The following is a 17,541-nucleotide window of genomic DNA, read 5'->3' as shown; positions in this document are numbered from 1 at the left end:
GGCGCGCCGCCGCGAGGGGCGGCGCGCGGCAAGCGGATCAGCGGGCGGCGGGTTGCGCCGCAAGGCTCCGGTCGGCGTTCGCATCGGCCTGCGGGCGCCATTCGCGCACGAACGCCTCGCGCGCGGGGCGCGCCGTGGCCGGCGCATCGGTGGCGGGCGTGCCCACGTAGATGAAGCCGAGCAACTGCTCGTTCGGCGCGAAGCCTAACGCGTCGTGCAGCACCGGCTCGCGCGAATCGACGCCCGACGACCAGAAGCCGCCGTAGCCGAGCTGGTGGATGGCGTTGAGCAGGTTCATCGCGGCCGCGCCCACGGCCAGCAGTTGTTCGGTTTCGGGCACCTTGCGATGCGGCACGAGCGCGGCGGCGATCGCGATCAGCACCGGCGCGGCCAGCGGCTTGTTCGCGCGGTGGGCGTTGGCGCCGGCCGGGGCGCCCGGCTCGCGGGCGTCGGCGAGCCGCACCAGCACGTCGCCGAGCGCGCGGCGCGCCTCGCCGCGAATCAGCACGAAGCGCCACGGCTTCAGGTTGCCGTGGTCGGGGGCGCGCAGGGCGGCGTCGAAGATCGCGTCGAGTTCGCGCTCGCTCGGCCCCGGCTCGGCGAGCGGCCAGTGGGACTGGCGGCCGAGCAGGCTGGCCAGGGCGTCGGCGGGGGCGTCATGCGCCGCCGCCGGAGAAAGAAGAGCGGTCATGGTGTTCGTCCGTTGAGTCGATGGACGAATCATCGAACAAATCACGATCAAATGCAAATGATTCTCATTTGTGATTGAACGAGGGAGGGATGTCGGCGGTGATGAAAGGCGGTCGGCCGCCCCCCGATCCCACTTGGTTGCGCACGCAATCGGATCGGGTCGTCATCGCCGCGTCACGCCCGCCTGCGCCTTGTTGGAGCGACGATCAATCCCCGCGTGCGCCGATAGGCAAGTTGGCGAAAGCGGTGCATGATCATCGACGGCTTCAATGCACAGCGTCGGCGCATGCCGCCCGGCGTCGTGCGCGGTTCGCGAGGTGTCCGGCCGGCAAATGCCTCGCCGCGGCGCATCGCGTCGCGTATGGCGTCGGGGCGCGCACCGGCGCGGTGCGCAATGTCATCAAACGGTGCCATATCGGCGTCGGAATCGGCTTGGCGGGAGGCACGGACCTTGCTCTCACAGGTAATGCCGGTCCGGCAGTCGATGCCGAACACAAGAATGAGATGGAGAGAAATCCTGAATGAAGCCATTCGATGAAATGTTGTTATCCGGCGACTCGGTGCGCGCGCCTTACGAGCGCCTCAAGCAATGGCTCGATACGCAAGACCCCGCGAGCCTTGCGCAGAAAGCGCACGACGCCGAGGGCGTGTTCCGCCGCACGGGCATCACGTTCGCCGTTTACGGCGACGCCGAGGCCGCCGAGCGGCTGATCCCGTTCGACATCGTGCCGCGCATCATCTCCGGCCAGGAATGGACGCGGCTCTCGCAGGGCATCGAGCAGCGCGTGATGGCCCTCAACGCCTTTCTCGACGACATCTATCACCGCCAGGAAATCGTCCGCGCCGGCATCGTGCCGAAGCACCTGATCGCGCACAACGAGGCGTTCGTGCCCGAGATGATCGGCTTCCGGCCGCCGGGCAACGTGTATACGCACATCATCGGCGTCGACATCGTGCGCACCGCCGAGAACCAGTTCTACGTGCTGGAAGACAACGCGCGCACGCCGTCGGGCGTGTCGTACATGCTCGAAAACCGCGAAACGATGATGCAGTTGTTTCCGGAGCTGTTCCAGCGCGTCAAGGTGCGGCCGGTGGAAACCTATCCGCAGTTGCTGCGCCAGTCGCTGGCGGCGGTCTGCCCGCCGGGCGGCAACGCCGACAACCCCACGGTGGCCGTGCTGACGCCGGGCATCCACAACTCGGCGTTCTACGAACACGCGTTCCTGGCCGACCAGATGGGCGTGCACCTGGTGGAGGGCAGCGATCTGCAGGTGATCGACGGCCGCGTGGCGATGCGCACCACCGAAGGCTTCCGGCCGATCGACGTGCTGTATCGCCGCCTCGACGACGCGTTCCTCGACCCGCTCACGTTCCGCCCCGATTCGGTGCTCGGCGTGCCCGGCATCATGGATGTTTACCGCGCCGGCAACATCACCATCGCCAACGCGCCCGGCACCGGCATCGCCGACGACAAGGCCATTTATTCGTACATGCCCGAGATCGTCGAGTTCTACACGGGCCGCAAGGCGCTGCTGGAGAACGTGCCGACCTGGCGCTGCGGCGAGGCGGACAGCCTGAAGTACGTGCTCGAGCACCTGGAGGAACTGGTGGTCAAGGAAGTGCACGGCTCGGGCGGCTACGGGATGCTGGTCGGCCCGGCCTCGACGCGCGAGGAGCGCGAAACCTTCTCGGCCAAGCTGCGCGCGCGGCCGAGCAACTACATCGCGCAGCCCACGCTCGCGCTGTCGACCACGCCGATCCTGACCGAAGCGGGCCTCGCGCCGCGCCACGTCGATCTGCGTCCGTTCGTGCTGGTGTCGGACCGGATTCGCATCACGCCGGGCGGCCTGACGCGCGTGGCGCTCAAGGAAGGCTCGCTGGTCGTCAACTCGAGCCAGGGCGGCGGCACCAAGGACACCTGGGTGCTGGCCGACTGAGACGGCCCACACCACACCCGGTGCGCGCGGCGCTCGAACCATCGAACCGCGCGCGAAAGCAATAACGATCGGAGCGACAGGACATGCTTCTTGGACGGACTGCAAGCGGTCTCTACTGGATGTACCGGTATATCGAGCGCGCGGAAAACACCGCGCGGATCGTCGACGCGGGCCTGCGAATGGCCCTCACGCGCACCTCGGACGCGCCGGCCGAATGGTCGTCGGTGCTGGTGAGCTCGGGCGCCGACGACGGATTCCGGGAAAAGTACGACGAATACACGGTCGACAACGTGGCCGATTACCTGCTGCGCGATCGCGACAACCCGTCGAGCGTGCTGTCGTGCATCGAATACGCGCGCTCGAACGCGCGCATGGTGCGCACGGCGATCACGCGCGAGCTGTGGGAAACCGTCAACGACGCCTGGCAATCGGTCAAGCGCCTGCTGGCGCGGCCGTTCAATTCGAGCGGGCTGCCGGCGATCCTCGATCACATCAAGCGCGAAACCGCGCTGATCCTCGGCAGCTTCTACAGCACCATGTTGCGCAACGAGATCTTCGATTTCGCGGAAATCGGTGCGTTCATCGAGCGTGCCGACAACACCGCGCGAATTCTCGACGTGAAGTACCACCTGCTGCTGCCGTCGGTGTCGCACGTGGGCACCATGATCGACACCTACCAATGGGAATCGATCCTGCGCTCGGTGGCCGCGCACCGCTCGTACCGCTGGGTGTACGACGTGCAGTACAAGCCGATCAACATCGCCGATTACCTGATTCTCAATGGCCGGATGCCGCGTTCGCTGCGTTATTGCTCCGGCCGCGTGATGTCGAGCCTGAACCGGCTCGGAAAAGATTACGGCGTCACGCACGAATGTCACGAAAGCGCCGCCAAAATCCTGGAGATGTTGCCCGACAATTCGGTCGAGCGGATCTTCAAGAGTGGGCTGCATGAGTTCCTGACCGATTTCATCGGCCGGAACAACAAACTCGGCGCGGAAATCGCCCAAGCCTACAACTTCGACTGAGAGCGCCATCATGCGACTTGCGATTCGCCATATCACGCGTTTCCGATTCGACGAAAACGCCACGCACGCCCTGCAACGCCTGCGCCTGCGTCCGCCCAACGGCCTCGGGCAGACGGTGCGCGCCTGGCAGGTGACGATCGACGGGGTGGAGCCGACGGTCGGCTATGTGGATGGCCTCGGCAACCGGATCGACCTGGTGCGCCACGATCGGGGCGACCGGCCCGAGGTGACGGTGGTGGCCGCCGGCGTGATCGAAACCCAGGATCGCGCGGGCATCGTCGGCAGCGCCGACGATTACGCCGTGCCGTGGATCTTCGAGCGCGCCACCGATTACACGCAGGCCGGCGAGCGCGTGCGCGCGATCGCCGAGGCGCTGCCGCTCGAACACCACAGCCTCGACGCGCTGCACTGGCTGATGAGCGAGGTGCATGCGCAGATCCGCTACGCCCCGGAACTGGCCGACAGCGACGGCGACGCCGAAGCCGCGCTCGAAGCGGGCGAGGGCACCAGCCGCGACCACGCGCACGCGTTCATCGCGGCGGCGCGCGCGCTGAAGGTGCCGGCCCGCTACGTGAGCGGCTACCTGCTGACCGACGGCGCGTTGCAACGGATGGCCGAAACCATGCAGGCCAGCGGCGGCGCGCAGCAGTCGCAGCGCATGTCGATGGACGCGGACGGCATCCGCCATTCGGCCAGCGACGCCACCGCGCCGCAGGGCCGCATGCAGCAGGGCACCGTGACCACCTATCCGCCGTCGGGCCATGCCTGGGCCGAGGCGTATGTGGAAGGGCTCGGCTGGGTGGGCTTCGATCCGTTCATGAACCGCTGCCCGGACGAGCGTTACGTGCGCCTGGCCAGCGGCCTCGATTACCGCGACGCACGCCCGGTCACCGGCATCGGCGCCAGCACGTCGGCCGTGGAGATCAGCGTGATCCAGTCGCCCGAGCTGGTGTGAGGTGGTCGCCCGATTCGCCGACCGCGCCCGTTGAACGGCGCCCGTCGCGGCCGCCCGCCGGCCCGTCCCCCTTTGCATCGATCCGCCGGGGCGCCCGCGTGCGCCTCGCGCGAATTGTTTCTCCCGAACGCAGCGCCTGTCGTCCCGACCTGAACCGAACCGACCGACCCTGACATGTCCATCCACGTCGCGCTACACCACACCACCCGTTACCGCTACGACCGCCTCGTCGGACTCGGCCCGCAAATCGTGCGGCTGCGTCCCGCGCCCCATTGCCGGACGCCGATCCTGTCGTACTCGATGAAGGTCGAGCCGGCGCAGCATTTCGTGAACTGGCAGCAGGACCCGTTCGCCAACTACATGGGCCGCCTGGTGTTCCCGGAGCGCACGCTCGGCTTCGAGATCACGATCGACCTGGTGGCGGAAATGTCCGTCTACAACCCGTTCGACTTCTTCCTGGAGGAGTCGGCCGACCAGTTCCCGTTCACCTACGATGCCGGCCTGCGCGATGAATTGGCGCCGTATCTGGTCTGCGATCCGGCGGCCAGCGCGTCGCCGGTGTTCCGCGACTACCTGGCCACGGTGGACCGCAAGCCGCAGGGCACGATCGATTTCCTGGTCGCGCTGAACCAGCAGTTGCAGAACGACGTGCGCTACCTGGTGCGCCTGGAGCCGGGCGTGCAGACGCCCGAGGAAACGCTGACGCTCGGCTCCGGCTCGTGCCGCGACACGGGCTGGCTGCTGGTGCAGGTGTGCCGTCACCTGGGCCTGGCCGCGCGTTTCGTGTCGGGCTACCTGATCCAGCTCACGCCCGACGTCAAATCGCTCGACGGCCCGAGCGGCACGGAAGTCGATTTCACCGACCTGCACGCGTGGTGCGAGGTGTATCTGCCGGGCGCGGGCTGGATCGGCTTCGATCCCACCTCGGGCCTGCTGGCCGGCGAAGGGCATATTCCGCTCGCCTGCACGCCGCAGCCCACCAGCGCCGCGCCGGTCGAGGGCCTGATCGACGAATGCGAGGTGTCGTTCGAGCACGAGATGGGCGTGACGCGGATCTACGAATCGCCGCGCGTGACCAAGCCGTACACCGAGACGCAATGGGCCGACGTGCTCGAATTGGGCGCGAACGTGGACGCCGTGCTGCAGGCCGGCGACGTGCGCCTCACGCAGGGCGGCGAGCCGACCTTCGTGTCGATCGAGGACCGCGACGGCGCCGAGTGGAACACCGATGCGCTCGGGCCGACCAAGCGCGGCTACGCCACCTCGCTGGTGCAGAAGCTGCGCGCCGAATACGGCGACGGCGGCTTCCTGCATTTCGGGCAGGGCAAGTGGTATCCGGGCGAGCAATTGCCGCGCTGGGCGCTGTCGGTGTTCTGGCGCAAGGACGGCGAGCCGGTCTGGCAGGACCCGTCGCTGTTCGCCGACGAGCGCGAGCCGTCCCGCTACACGACCGAGGATGCCCAGCGCTTCATCCGCGCGCTGGCCGGCCGGCTCGGCCTGAGCACCGACCACATTCGCCCCGGCTTCGAGGACACCTGGTATTACCTGTGGCGCGAGCGCCGCCTGCCGGTCAACGTCGATCCGTTCGACTCGCGCCTCGACGACGAACTCGAACGCGCACGGCTGCGCAAGGTGTTCGAGCAGAAGCTCGACACCGTGATCGGCTATGTGCTGCCGCTGAAGGCGCTGCCGCAGTCGCCGGAGCTGGCCGGGCCGCGCTGGGAAACCGGCCCGTGGTTCTTCCGCGACGAGCGCATGTACCTGTTCCCCGGCGATTCGCCGATGGGCTATCGCCTGCCGCTCGATTCGCTGCCGTGGGTCAGCGAGACCGATTTCCCGTACCTGGTCGAGCGCGACCCGTTCGCGCCGCACACGCCGCTGCCGACCGCCGACATGCTGCGCGCGCGTTATCTCGGCGCGGCCGATGCGCCGCCGTATCTGGTGGGCGGCCATCGCGTCGCGGCCGCCGCGCCGCGCACCGCGTGGCAATCGCGGCTCGACGCGGAGGCGGCCGGCCCGGGCGATGCCCGCCGTCTCGGCCAGCAGCCCGCCGCGCACGACGCTGCTGCCGCCACCGCCGCTGCACCGCGCCCGCCGGCGCGCTTCGAATCGGCGAAGGACATCACGCGCACCGCGCTGTGCGCCGAAGTGCGTCAGGGCGTGCTGTACCTGTTCATGCCGCCGCTGGCCGAACTGGAGGATTACCTCGACCTGCTCGGCGCGATCGAGCTGACGGCGCGCGCGCTCGGCATGAAGCTGATTCTCGAAGGCTACCCGCCGCCGCGCGACCCGCGCCTGACGGTGCTGGCCGTGACGCCCGATCCGGGCGTGATCGAGGTGAACATCCACCCGGCGCACGATTTCCGCCAACTGGTGCAGCAGACCGAATTCCTCTACGACGCGGCGTGGCGCACGCGCCTGTCGTCGGAGAAGTTCATGATCGACGGCCGCCACGTGGGCACCGGCGGCGGCAATCACTTCGTGCTCGGCGGCGCCACCCCGGCCGACAGCCCGTTCCTGCGCCGCCCGGACCTGCTGGCCAGCCTGATCGCCTACTGGCACAACCATCCGTCGCTGTCCTATCTGTTCTCCGGGATGTTCATCGGGCCGACCAGCCAGGCGCCGCGCGTCGACGAGGCGCGCAACGATCAGGTCTACGAACTCGATATCGCGTTCAAGGAAATCGAGCGCAGCAAGCTGCTGTTCGGCCAGGACATGCCGCCCTGGCTGGTCGATCGCGTGCTGCGCAACCTGCTGATCGACGTGTCGGGCAACACGCACCGCTCCGAGTTCTGCATCGACAAGCTGTATTCGCCCGATTCGGCGACGGGCCGCCTCGGCCTGCTCGAACTGCGCGCGTTCGAAATGCCGCCGCACGCGCGGATGAGCCTCGTGCAGCAATTGCTGCTGCGCGCGCTGATCGCCCGTTTCTGGGATACGCCGTACCGCACGCCGCTGACGCGCTGGGGCACCGCGCTGCACGACCGCTTCATGCTGCCGGCCTTCGTCAAGATGGATTTCGACGACGTGATGACCGAGGTGCGCGAAGCGGGCTTCCCGTTCGACGCGGCCTGGTTCGCGCCGCACTTCGAGTTCCGCTTCCCGCTGTACGGGCAGGTGGCGGTGAAGGGGATCGAACTGAGCCTGCGCAGCGCGCTGGAGCCGTGGCACGTGATGGGCGAGGAAGGCGCGACCGGCGGCACGGTGCGCTACGTGGATTCCTCGCTGGAGCGGCTGGAGGTGCTGGTCAGCGGCCTGAACGACAACCGCCACGTGGTGACGGTCAACGGCCGCGCGCTGCCGTTGCAGCCGACCGGCACGGCCGGCGAATACGTGGCGGGGGTGCGCTACAAGGCGTGGGCGCCGCCGTCGGCGCTGCATCCGACGCTCGGCGTGCATGTGCCGCTGACGTTCGACATCGTCGATACGTGGATGCATCGCTCGCTGGGCGGCTGCCGCTATCACGTTGCGCACCCGGGCGGCCGCAATTACGCGACGTTCCCGGTCAACGCTTACGAGGCAGAAAGCCGGCGGCTCGCGCGCTTCGTGTCGATCGGCCACACGCCGGGCCGGATGGACGTGGAGCCGGCCGCGCCGAGCCGCGAATTCCCGTTCACGCTCGATTTGCGACGCGACTGAGGCCGGGGCGAGCCGGCCGGGGTGGGGCGATTGCACCATCCCGGCCGGTATCGACTTGGCGGGATGTTAGGATTCCGCCTCGAAGGGCGGCGCACGCCGCGGACGCGGGGTCCGCGACCGACGTGGCGAACCGCCCCAGGCTGACGAAACGAACACCGTGCTTTCCCAAATTACCGACGATCTGGCCGCCGACGACGCCATGCATACGCTCTTCGACACAGGATCGATCCAGGACGCCGCCGAACTCGGCGCGGCGCTGGCCGCCCCGGCGGTGACAGGCCGCTACGACGAGTTGCGCGGCGGCACCGCCGCGTTGCAGACGGCCGCGCTCGCGCCGGTCTGGCGCGAATTCTTCACCCAGCTCGGCAGCGTCGGCTTCGCCGACCTCGACCGTCGCGCCGAGGCGCTCGAACGCCGCATGCGCGAGAACGGGCTGGCCTACCAACTGCACGATCCCAATGCCGGCAGCAGCGCGGGGCGGCCCTGGTCGCTCGATCTGCTGCCGATGATCGTCGCGCCCGACGACTGGACCCAGATCGAACAGGGCGCGCTGCAACGGATGCGGCTGCTCAACGCGGTCATGGCCGACGTCTATGGCGAGCAGCGCCTGCTCGAACAGGGGCTGCTGCCGCCGGCGCTGGTCACCGGCCACCCCGGCTATCTGCGGCCGATGCGCGGTGCGACCGTGCCGGGCGGCATGTGGCTGCACCTGGCCGCGTTCGACCTGATGCGCGGGCCGGACGGCCAGTGGCGGCTGGTGGCGCAGCACACGCAGGGGCCGACCGGGCTCGGCTATCTGCTCGAAAACCGCGTGATCGTCTCGCGGCTGTTTCCGCGCGCGTTCCGCGGCCTGCGCGTGCAGCGGCTGGCGGCCAGCTACCGCGCGCTGCTGCACAGCATGCAGGACATGAGCCCGGCCAAGAAGAATTCGCGGATCGTCCTGCTGACGCCGGGCCGCCATGCGCCGACCTATTTCGAGCACGCCTATCTGGCGCGCTATCTGGGCCTGACGCTGGTCGAGGGCGGCGATCTGACCGCGCGCGACAACCATGTCTATCTGAAGACGCTGAGCGGGCTGGAGCCGGTGCACGGCATCCTGCGCCGCGTCGACGACGAATGGCTCGACCCGCTGGAACTGCGTCCCGATTCGATGCTCGGCGTGCCGGGCCTGCTGCAGGCCGTGCGCGCCGGCAACGTGCTGCTGGCCAACGCGCCCGGCTCGGCGTTCCTCGAATCGCCGGGCGTGCTCGGCTTCCTGCCGAAGCTGGCCGAACAGGTGCTGGGCGAGCCGCTGGCGCTGCCGGCGCTGCCCACCTGGTGGTGTGGCGAGGCCGCGGCCTGCGCCGACGCGCTGCCGCAACTCGCGCGCGCCATCATCAAGCCCGCCTATCCGCCGAACGCGCAGGCGGGCGGCCGTTTCGACCCGGTGCTCGGGGCGCGGCTGACCTCGCAGCAACTGGCCGAATGGCGCGCGCGGATTCTCGCCAATCCGGCGCATTACGTCGTGCAGTCCGACCTGCCGCCGTCGCAGGCGCCCACCTGGCCGAGCAGCGCGCACGCCTATGAAGGCGGCGCGCGGATCGTGCCCAAGCCGTTGATGCTGCGCGTGTTCGCGATGGCCGACGGGGCCGGTTCGTGGCGCGTGCTGCCGGGCGGCCTGTCGCGCGTGGGCAGCCGCGACGAGCTGTTCAATGCGCCGATGCCGCGCGGCGGCAGCAGCGTCGACACCTGGGTGATCACCGAAGGCGCGATCGATCCGACCACGATGCTGCAGACGCATCTCGGTCCCGACGATCTGGTCGCGCGGCCGCGCACGATTTCGAGCCGCGCCGCCGAGAACCTGTTCTGGCTCGGCCGCTACACCGAGCGCGCCGTCAATTTGATCCGCCTGGCGCGCGCCGCGTTCGAGCGGCTGCGCGGCGAGGACGACGTCGACAGCCCGGCCCACCTCGAACTGCTCGACGCGCTGTGCCGCGAGAACGGCCTGATTCCGGCCGAGACGCAATCGGCCGCGGCCTCGCCGCGCGATTTCCAGCAGGCGCTGGCGCGCACGCTGTCACGCCGCGCCGATCACGGCACCGGCATCGCCGCCTGCGTGTTCGGCATGCGCGGCGCGGCGGCCGCGATCCGCGAGCGGCTCTCGCGCGATCAGTGGCGGCTGGTCGACGACGCCACGCAATTGTTCGACGAGCCGGGCAGCGCCGGCGAGGACGAGCCCGAGGAGCAGCTCGGCAACGCCGCGCTGCACATGCTCGACCGCCTGAATCTGCTGTTGACCGCCATCACTGGCGCGCAGACCGACAACATGACGCGCGACGACGGCTGGCGGCTGCTGTCGATCGGCCGGCAGATCGATCGCGTCGATTTTTTGTCGAGCGTGCTGCGTTTCGCTTTCGAGGACGGCGCCGCCACCAAGCAGGACGGCTTCGAGCTCGTGCTCGAACTGTTCGACAGCACCATCACGTTCCGCTCGCAGTTCCAGCGCTGCTTCGACGTCGCACCGCTGCTGTCGCTGGTGGTGCTCGACGGCGACAACCCGCGCTCGCTGGCCTGGGTCGTGCAGAAGATGCAGGGCCGGCTGACCAAGGTCGAGCATGGCGAGGGGTATGCGCTGTCGGAACTGACCGAGACCATGCCCGATATCGGAAGCTGGTCGTTGCACGCGCTTTGCGAAACCGACGAGGACGGCCGCCACGCGGTGCTGCTGGAGCGGCTTCAGGCCACCGGCCGTGCGGCGTGGGAGCTGTCGAACCGGATCGGCGAGCGTTATTTCAGTCATGTGCGGGAATCGGGCAGGTCGCTATGGGGATGAGCGGAAAAGCTGGCGAAGTGGCCAAGCGCGCGGGTCGCGCGGCCGACAGCGCGGCGGCGCACGATGCGGAGCCGCCGAAAAAGGCGGGCGCCGTGCCGGCCGGTGGCGCGGCGACCGTGGCGGCGGCCGCTGTTGTTGCCGCGGCTCCGGCCGTGTCCGTCACCGAGCCGCGCACGCTGCGCGTCACGCACGACACGCGTTACCGCTACGCGGCGCGCGTCGAATCGGCGCAACATCAGGCGCGCTTGCGGCCGCTCGATTTGCCGCGCCAGCAACTGATCGATTTCGCGCTCGCGATCGAGCCGCTGCCCGAGGGCATCGGCGTGGAGATCGACGCGTTCGGCAACCAGCGCACCTCGTTCGCGCTGAACCAGCCGCATGAGGAGCTGTTCGTGCGCAGCCAGAGCGTGGTGCGCGTGAGCCCGCCGAAGCTGTCGGCCGGCAAGCGCGGCGAGCCGCCGGCGTCGATCGCCACGCCCGAGGCCGGCACCGCCAGCCGTTGGGAAGCGGTGCGCGAGCGGCTGACGTACCGCGCCGGCGCGCCGTACGACGCGGCCAGCGAATTCGTGTTTCCGTCCCAGCACGTGGCCTGCCATCCCGATCTGGCCGCCTACGCCGCCCACAGCTTCACGGCGGACCGGCTGCTCGTGCAGGCCGCGTGGGACCTGATGCGGCGCATTCATGCCGAGTTCGCCTACACGCCGAACAGCACCGACGTGAACACCACGGCGCTGGCCGCGCTGGCCTTGCGCAAGGGTGTTTGTCAGGATTTCGCGCACGTGATGATCGGCGCGATGCGCTCGATCGGGCTGGCCGCGCGTTATGTCAGCGGCTATCTGCTGACTCAGCCGCCGCCGGGGCAGCCGCGCCTGATCGGGGCAGACGCCTCGCATGCGTGGGTGGAAGTCTACGATCCGGCCTGGCCGGAGGATGGCGGCTGGTTGCAGCTCGATCCGACCAACGATCGCGCGCCGGGCAACGATTACGTGATGCTGTCGGTTGGCCGCGATTACGCCGATGTCACGCCGTTGCGCGGCGTGATTCGCGGCGGCGGCGCCGATCAGGTGCTGACGGTCGGGGTGACGGTGGAGCCGATCGAGCCGGAAGCCGCGGCGAAGGGCGGCGCGGCCTGAAGCACGAACGGCGCGGCGCGCTTGCCGCGCTGGGCCGCCATCGCCCGCTCGGGCGGCTTCAGGCGGCCGTCACGCTGACGGGGCGGCCGAGGTCGGCTGCGTCGTCGGCCGGCGCGTCGTCGCGTACGAAACAATGTTCGAGCCGAATCCGTTGCACGCCGTCGATCGCGAGCAGTTGCTCGCGCAGCGCGCGGGCGCGGCGCTCGCCGATGCCGTCGAGCACCAGCGTTTGCGTCAGCAGTTCGCGGCAGCGCAGGGCGGGCGCGCTGTCGGCGCGAGCGCCTTGCTCGGCCAGATAGGCGCTCACGCGCGCGGCGGCATCGCCATGGGCGAGAGAAACGATATGGAAACGGTGCGTCAGCTTGAAGCCGGGCAGACACAGCGAGGAATCGGCGATCAGTTCTGCCACGGAAGAAAGGCGGGAAGACTGCTGCATGCAAGCTCCGGTAAAGAGGTAGTTCGAACCGGTGCTGGCCATGCCGCTCCCGTTTCGTTGCCGACTATCGGCCGCATCGCCTGAAGGCGTCCACCTTGCCCGGGTAGGCAGGTTGGCGTCGGGAAGCCCGACTCTGGATGCAAGCGCCATGATAAAGAAAAACACCGCCGCCTGCCAAGCCGGATTCCAATCGGCGCGGCTTGGCAGGGTTCGGCGCTCGGGCGCGGGCGGTCAGCCGCCTTCCGGCACCGGTGCGGCGGGCGGCGCATCGCCCATCGGCGCGTCGTCCACCCGCACGCGGCTCAGGAACGCGAACGCCGCCACCGCGCACAGCACGGTGATGGCCGTCAGCGCATCGAGCAACTGGCCGAACGCCGCGTGATGGGCGGCCCGCAGCGCGGCCGGGGCCACCCCCGGCAGGCGCGCGGCGGCGCTGGCCAGATCCCCGGTGGCGAGCCGCGCGGCGGCTTCGGTGATGGCGGCCGGCGCGGCGGCCGGGGCCGCGCCGTGCAGGCCGGGTTGCGTCAGCGCCGCGAGCAAGGCGCCCGCGATCGCCAGCGCAATGCCTTCGCCGGCCACGCGCGTCGTGCTGAAGATGCCGGCCGCCATGCCCGCGCGCGATTTCGGCACGACGCTGATCGACAGGCCGTCCATCAAGCCCCACGGCAGCCCCGCCCCCACGCCGATCATCAACATCGGCCCGATCGCTTCCGCATCGTGGCCGCCGCGCAGTGCGGCCGCCAGCAGATGCAGGCCGGCCGCCGCGATCACCAGCCCGATGCCCGAGATCGCCCCGGCCGACAGCCAGCGCGTCAGCATGGCCGCCACGAACGGCACCACCAGCATCGGCGCGGACAGCGCCAGCATCAGCCAGGCGGCGTGGATCTCGTCGTAGCCGTCCACGCCGATCAGGCGCAGCGGCAGCACCACCAGCAGCACGATGTAGCAGTAGCAGGTGGCGATCGGCAGCACCTGCACACCGACGAAGCGCGGGTAGCGGAACAGCGACAGGTCGAGCATCGGCCGTTCGGCGCGCAACTCGACGATCACGAATGCCGCCGCTCCCAGCACGAACGCCGCCAGCAACCCGACCACGACCGGCGACGTCCAGCCGCGCGTGGGTGCCTCGATCAGGCCCCACGTGAAGCAGCCGAGCGCGGCCGTGAAGCTCACCGTGCCGGCGCGATCGAGGCGGCGCGCGTGCGGATCGCGCGATTCGCGCAGGCGCGACGCGCCCAGGCCGAGCGACAGCGCACCGGCCACCGCCCCCGTCACGAAGATCGCGCGCCAGCCGAACTGCGCGATCAGCCAGCCGGCCAGCACCGGCCCGAACGCGAGGCCGATGCCGAACGTCGCGCCGAGCGTGCTGAACGCGCGGGTGCGCGCCGCACCGTCGAATTCCTGCGCGAGCGCGGCGGTGCCTCCGGCCAGCGCGGCAGCGGCGGCCACGCCCTGCGCGGCGCGCAGCAGATCGACGGCGAGGATGGTCGGCGCGAAGCCGAGCGCGAGCGAGGCCAGCGTGAAGCCGGCCACGCCGATCACGAACAGGCGCTTGCGGCCGAATCGGTCGGCCAGCGTGCCGGCCGCCATCAGCAGGCTGCCGAACGCGAGCATGAACGCGTTGGTGATCCAGGCCGCGGCGACCGGGCCGCCGCCGAGGTCGCGGCCGATGGCGGGCGTGGCCACCGCGCCCCCGGAAAATGCCAGCGGCAGCGCCAGCGCGGCCAGGCAGACGGCGCCGAGCACGATCAGCCGGCGGGCCGGCGGCGAGGCGGAGTGGAAGGAGGCATCGGACATCGGGGTTCCTGTCGAAGCGGCCGCCGCCTCGCGGTTGCGAGACGTTACGGCCAGAGCGACAGACGATAATTCGGATTCAATCGATGAAAAACACCGTAGGATTCCGTAGATAGCGGAGTTGAATTCCGCAATATTAATGAATCGCGGATATCGAACCGGCATGGACAACCTGAACGGCATCGTCGCCTTCGTGCGCACGGCGGAAACTTTGAGCTTCGTTGCGGCCGGGCACAAGCTCGGCATTTCGGCCTCGGCGGTCGGCAAGACCATCGCGCGGCTCGAACGCTCGCTCGGCGTGCGGCTGTTCCACCGCACTACACGGCGCGTCACGCTGACCGAGGAGGGCCGGCATTTTCACGAGCGCTGCCATCGCATCCTCGAAGATCTGCGCGAGGCCGAGGCGATGCTGTCGGAGGCGGCGCAAACGCCGCGCGGCCGGCTGCGCGTGAGCCTGCCCGTGATCGGCTACCGCTTCCTGTTGCCGGTGCTGCCGGCCTTCAGCGCGCGCTACCCCGACATCGAGCTGGATCTCGACTTCAACGATCGCCTGGTGGACGTGGTGGAGGGTGGTTTCGATGCAGTGATTCGCAGCGGCACGCTCAGCGATTCGAGCCTGATGTCGCGGCGGCTCGGGCCGTTCCGCTTCGTGTTGTGCGCCTCGCCCGGCTATGCGGCGCGAGCCGGCGTGCCGCGCGCGCTGGCCGATCTGGCCGCGCACGATTGCGTGCGCTACCGCTTCCCGACCACCGGCAAGCTGCAACCGTGGGCGCTGCTGCCCGACGGCGGCGAGCCGCCCGGCCTGCGCACCGCGATGACCTGCAACAACATGGAGGCGCTGCGCGGCGCGGTGATCGCCGGGTTCGGAATCGGCTTCATGCCCGATTTCCTGACGCGCGATGCGCTGGCGAGCGGGGCGCTGGTCGAGGTGCTCGATGCGCCTACGCTCGCGCCGGGGCAGTTCTCGGTGCTGTGGCCGTCGAGCCGGCAGCTTTCGCCGAAGCTGCGCGTGTTCGTCGATTTCATGTGCGCGCACCTGTTTCCCGACGACGCGCCCGCCGCTACGCCCCCCAATGCCACGCGTCGAGCGCCATCCGCACCGCCAGCGTGAACAGCATCGCCGCCATCGCCCAACGCTGCGCCAGCAGCCAGCGCGGCCGCGCGGCGAGAAACCCTGCCAGCGATGCCGACGACAGCGCCACCGCGCCGTTCACCGTCGCGAACACCACGATCAGCGCCGAGCCGAGCGTGACCGACTGCTGGAACACGCTGCTGCTGGCGTGGTGGTCGATGAACTGCGGCAGCAGCGACAGAAACGTCATCGCGAGCTTCGGGTTGAGCAGGCTGGTGGCCGCGCCCATCGCGACCAGCCGGCCCGGTTGCTCGGGCGGCTGGGTGCGCACTTCGAGCGGCGAGCGGCCGCCGGGGCGCACCGCCTGCCAGGCCAGATGCGCCAGATACAGCGCGCCGACCGCGGCCAGCGTGCGCGCCGCGCCCGGAATCGTCAGGAAGATCGCCGTGATGCCGAAGGCCGCGCCGAACATGTAGGTCAGATAGCCGAGCATCACGCCGGCCAGCGAGATCAGGCCCGCGCGGCGGCCTTGCGACACCGAGCGCGACATCACGCAAACCATGTTCGGCCCCGGCGTGACCGCCAGCATCCCGCCCACCGTGACGAATTCGACCATCGTACTCATGACTGTTGCGTCCTTGCGCGTCTGTCGGCGCGCGGCGCGCCCCGGTGAAACCGAGTATCGGCCGGCGAGGATGCTCAGTAAAACGGATTAAACTGAACGCATTACTCAGCCTTTCTGACGAATATGAAAAAGCTCGATCTCGACGTGCTGGAAATGGTGGTGGCGATCGCCGATACCGGTTCGTTCGCGCGCGCGGCCGAGGCCGTGCATCGGTCCTCCTCGGCGGTCAGCATGCAGGTCAAGGCGCTGGAGGATGCGCTCGGCAAGCCGTTGTTCGAGCGCAGCACGCGCAGCCTGACGATCACGGCCGACGGCCGCACCATCGTCGAATGCGGGCGGCGCATGCTGGCGATGCGCGAGGAGGCCTGGGCCGCCGTGGTGCGCCCGGAAGTGCGCGGGCGCGTGACGATCGGCGTGCCGGACGACTACGCGTCGACGCTGCTGCCCTCGGTGCTGCGCCAGTTCGCGCAGGCGCATCCGCGCGTGGAGATTCGCGTGATCGGCTTGCCGAGCAGCGCGCTGGTGCCGCTGATCAAGGACAACACGGTCGATCTGGCGTGCATGACGCGCACCCGCGGCATGCCGGCCGAGTTCATCCGCCACGAGCCGATCGTGTGGGCCGCGCTGCCGGGCAATGCGGCGGTGTGGAACGAGCGGCCGTTGCCGATCGCGGTGTTTTCGCAGGGCAGCGCCGCGCGGGCGCGGGCGGTCGGCACGCTGAACCAGGCCGGCATCAAGTACCGGATGTCGTATGAAAGCCCGAGCCTGCTCGGCGTGATCAGCATGGTGGAGGCGGGGTTGGCGATCGCCCCGCTCGCGCGCTGCAGCATGCCGGCGCATCTGCAGGCGGTGGGCGAGGCGGAAGGGCTGCCGTCGCTCGGCGAGGTGGAAGTGGTGCTCGCGCGCAGCGCGAATTCGGCGCGGCCGCCCTGCGATTTTTTGGCCGAGCAGTTGCTGACGGACCTGCGCTGAACGCGGGCACGCATCCTGTTACGGGCGGTCGCGCACGGGGCCGCCGCACCGCGAAACCATCGCCTGCCGTGATGCCCGACCAGAGGGGCGGCGGCGATGCCGGGCGCCGAATTTGCGCCATATCATGCCGGACGCGCAGGCGTGCCATACTGCGTCATTCTTCAGACGAGACGATCTCCGCGATCCGCTCCCGACGCATGTCCGAACCTCTCCACGCCGCTTCATCAACCACGGCGTCGGCCCGCGCCAGCGCCACCGATGCGATTCTCGAACGCCTGCTCGACGCCCTGAGCAGCGGCGAATTACGGGCCGGCGCCAAGCTGCCCGACGAGGCGCAACTCGCGCAATCGTACGGCGTGCCGCGCCACTCGCTGCGCAGTGCGCTGATCGTGGTGCGCGACCTGGGCCTCGTTACCACCGAGCGCGGCCGTTTCGGCGGCACGTTCGTCGC

Annotated in this window: 13 protein-coding genes, 2 pseudogenes and 1 riboswitch; of the genes and pseudogenes, 10 read left to right on the top strand and 5 right to left on the bottom strand. The window is 69.5% G+C overall.

Translation table 11 applies throughout. From position 1 onward, the window contains the following. Positions 1–37 precede the first annotated feature (37 nt). Together ACYP33_RS01655 and ACYP33_RS01650 are read right to left on the bottom strand one after the other, a co-directional pair. Positions 38–691, bottom strand: coding sequence for a nitroreductase family protein (locus ACYP33_RS01655; protein WP_459619300.1), 654 nt, complete (start codon positions 689–691; stop codon positions 38–40). 173 nt (positions 692–864) lie between these two features. Then, positions 865–1,221 carry a hypothetical protein gene (locus ACYP33_RS01650; protein WP_459619298.1) on the bottom strand — a complete coding sequence of 119 codons (357 nt, stop codon included), beginning with the start codon at positions 1,219–1,221 and terminating at the stop codon, positions 865–867. Between ACYP33_RS01650 and ACYP33_RS01645 the strand changes: the two genes are divergently transcribed. The 7 genes and pseudogenes from ACYP33_RS01645 to ACYP33_RS01615 all read left to right on the top strand — a co-directional run bounded on the left by ACYP33_RS01645 (position 1,212) and on the right by ACYP33_RS01615 (position 12,191). Beyond that, a complete protein-coding gene (locus ACYP33_RS01645; RefSeq protein WP_414439413.1) occupies positions 1,212–2,627 on the top strand; it encodes a circularly permuted type 2 ATP-grasp protein in 1,416 nt (471 codons plus the stop codon). The two genes, ACYP33_RS01650 and ACYP33_RS01645, sit on opposite strands and share 10 nt — an antisense overlap. An 83-nt stretch (positions 2,628–2,710) precedes the next feature. Further along, entirely contained in the window at positions 2,711–3,652 is a 942-nt protein-coding gene (locus tag ACYP33_RS01640) for an alpha-E domain-containing protein (RefSeq protein WP_414439412.1), read from the top strand. A gap of 10 nt (positions 3,653–3,662) precedes the next feature. Next, positions 3,663–4,406: pseudogene (locus ACYP33_RS01635) on the top strand (transglutaminase N-terminal domain-containing protein); the annotation flags it as partial. After that, positions 4,389–4,607 (top strand): annotated as a pseudogene (locus ACYP33_RS01630) (transglutaminase family protein); the annotation flags it as partial. The pseudogenes ACYP33_RS01635 and ACYP33_RS01630, both read left to right, overlap by 18 nt. A 174-nt stretch (positions 4,608–4,781) precedes the next feature. Continuing rightward, on the top strand, positions 4,782–8,246 hold the full coding sequence (locus ACYP33_RS01625; protein ID WP_459619295.1) for a transglutaminase family protein: 3,465 nt from the start codon (positions 4,782–4,784) through the stop codon (positions 8,244–8,246). A 199-nt stretch (positions 8,247–8,445) separates the two neighbouring features. After that, positions 8,446–11,058: a circularly permuted type 2 ATP-grasp protein gene (locus tag ACYP33_RS01620; RefSeq protein ID WP_459619394.1), complete on the top strand. Its 2,613-nt coding sequence runs from the start codon at positions 8,446–8,448 to the stop codon at positions 11,056–11,058. After that, positions 11,049–12,191 (top strand): transglutaminase family protein, encoded by a 1,143-nt coding sequence (locus ACYP33_RS01615; protein WP_414447403.1) that lies wholly within the window; start codon positions 11,049–11,051, stop codon positions 12,189–12,191. The genes ACYP33_RS01620 and ACYP33_RS01615 overlap by 10 nt, the downstream gene beginning before the upstream one ends. Before the next feature lie 58 nt (positions 12,192–12,249). Here the strand turns inward: ACYP33_RS01615 and ACYP33_RS01610 are convergent, their stop codons facing one another. Both ACYP33_RS01610 and ACYP33_RS01605 read right to left on the bottom strand, forming a co-directional pair. Beyond that, complete coding sequence (locus tag ACYP33_RS01610; RefSeq protein ID WP_414447404.1) at positions 12,250–12,627, bottom strand: hypothetical protein; 378 nt, start codon at positions 12,625–12,627, stop codon at positions 12,250–12,252. Positions 12,628–12,670: 43 nt separating this feature from the next. Further along, a riboswitch (SAM-I-IV-variant riboswitch) is annotated at positions 12,671–12,773 on the bottom strand. 85 nt (positions 12,774–12,858) lie between these two features. Continuing rightward, a complete protein-coding gene (locus tag ACYP33_RS01605; RefSeq protein ID WP_459619293.1) occupies positions 12,859–14,424 on the bottom strand; it encodes an MFS transporter in 1,566 nt (521 codons plus the stop codon). Between the two features lie 160 nt (positions 14,425–14,584). Here ACYP33_RS01605 and ACYP33_RS01600 point away from each other — a divergent pair, with 160 nt between their 5' ends. Further along, the gene (locus ACYP33_RS01600; RefSeq protein ID WP_414439407.1) at positions 14,585–15,532 is read left to right on the top strand and encodes a LysR family transcriptional regulator; all 948 of its coding nucleotides are present in this window, start codon (positions 14,585–14,587) and stop codon (positions 15,530–15,532) included. Here the strand turns inward: ACYP33_RS01600 and ACYP33_RS01595 are convergent. Then, entirely contained in the window at positions 15,483–16,118 is a 636-nt protein-coding gene (locus ACYP33_RS01595) for a LysE family translocator (protein ID WP_414447406.1), read from the bottom strand. The two genes, ACYP33_RS01600 and ACYP33_RS01595, sit on opposite strands and share 50 nt — an antisense overlap. A gap of 123 nt (positions 16,119–16,241) precedes the next feature. Between ACYP33_RS01595 and ACYP33_RS01590 the strand changes: the two genes are divergently transcribed. Next, positions 16,242–17,090 carry a LysR substrate-binding domain-containing protein gene (locus ACYP33_RS01590; RefSeq protein WP_414439405.1) on the top strand — a complete coding sequence of 283 codons (849 nt, stop codon included), beginning with the start codon at positions 16,242–16,244 and terminating at the stop codon, positions 17,088–17,090. 197 nt (positions 17,091–17,287) lie between these two features. Next, a partial coding sequence (locus ACYP33_RS01585; RefSeq protein WP_459619290.1) for a winged helix-turn-helix domain-containing protein occupies positions 17,288–17,541 on the top strand: 254 nt, incomplete at its 3' end.

It is taken from the genome of Burkholderia sp. 3C, from assembly GCF_054589155.1.
Note: the sequence above shows the minus strand (reverse complement) of the source record. Positions and strands in the feature narration are given on the sequence as shown.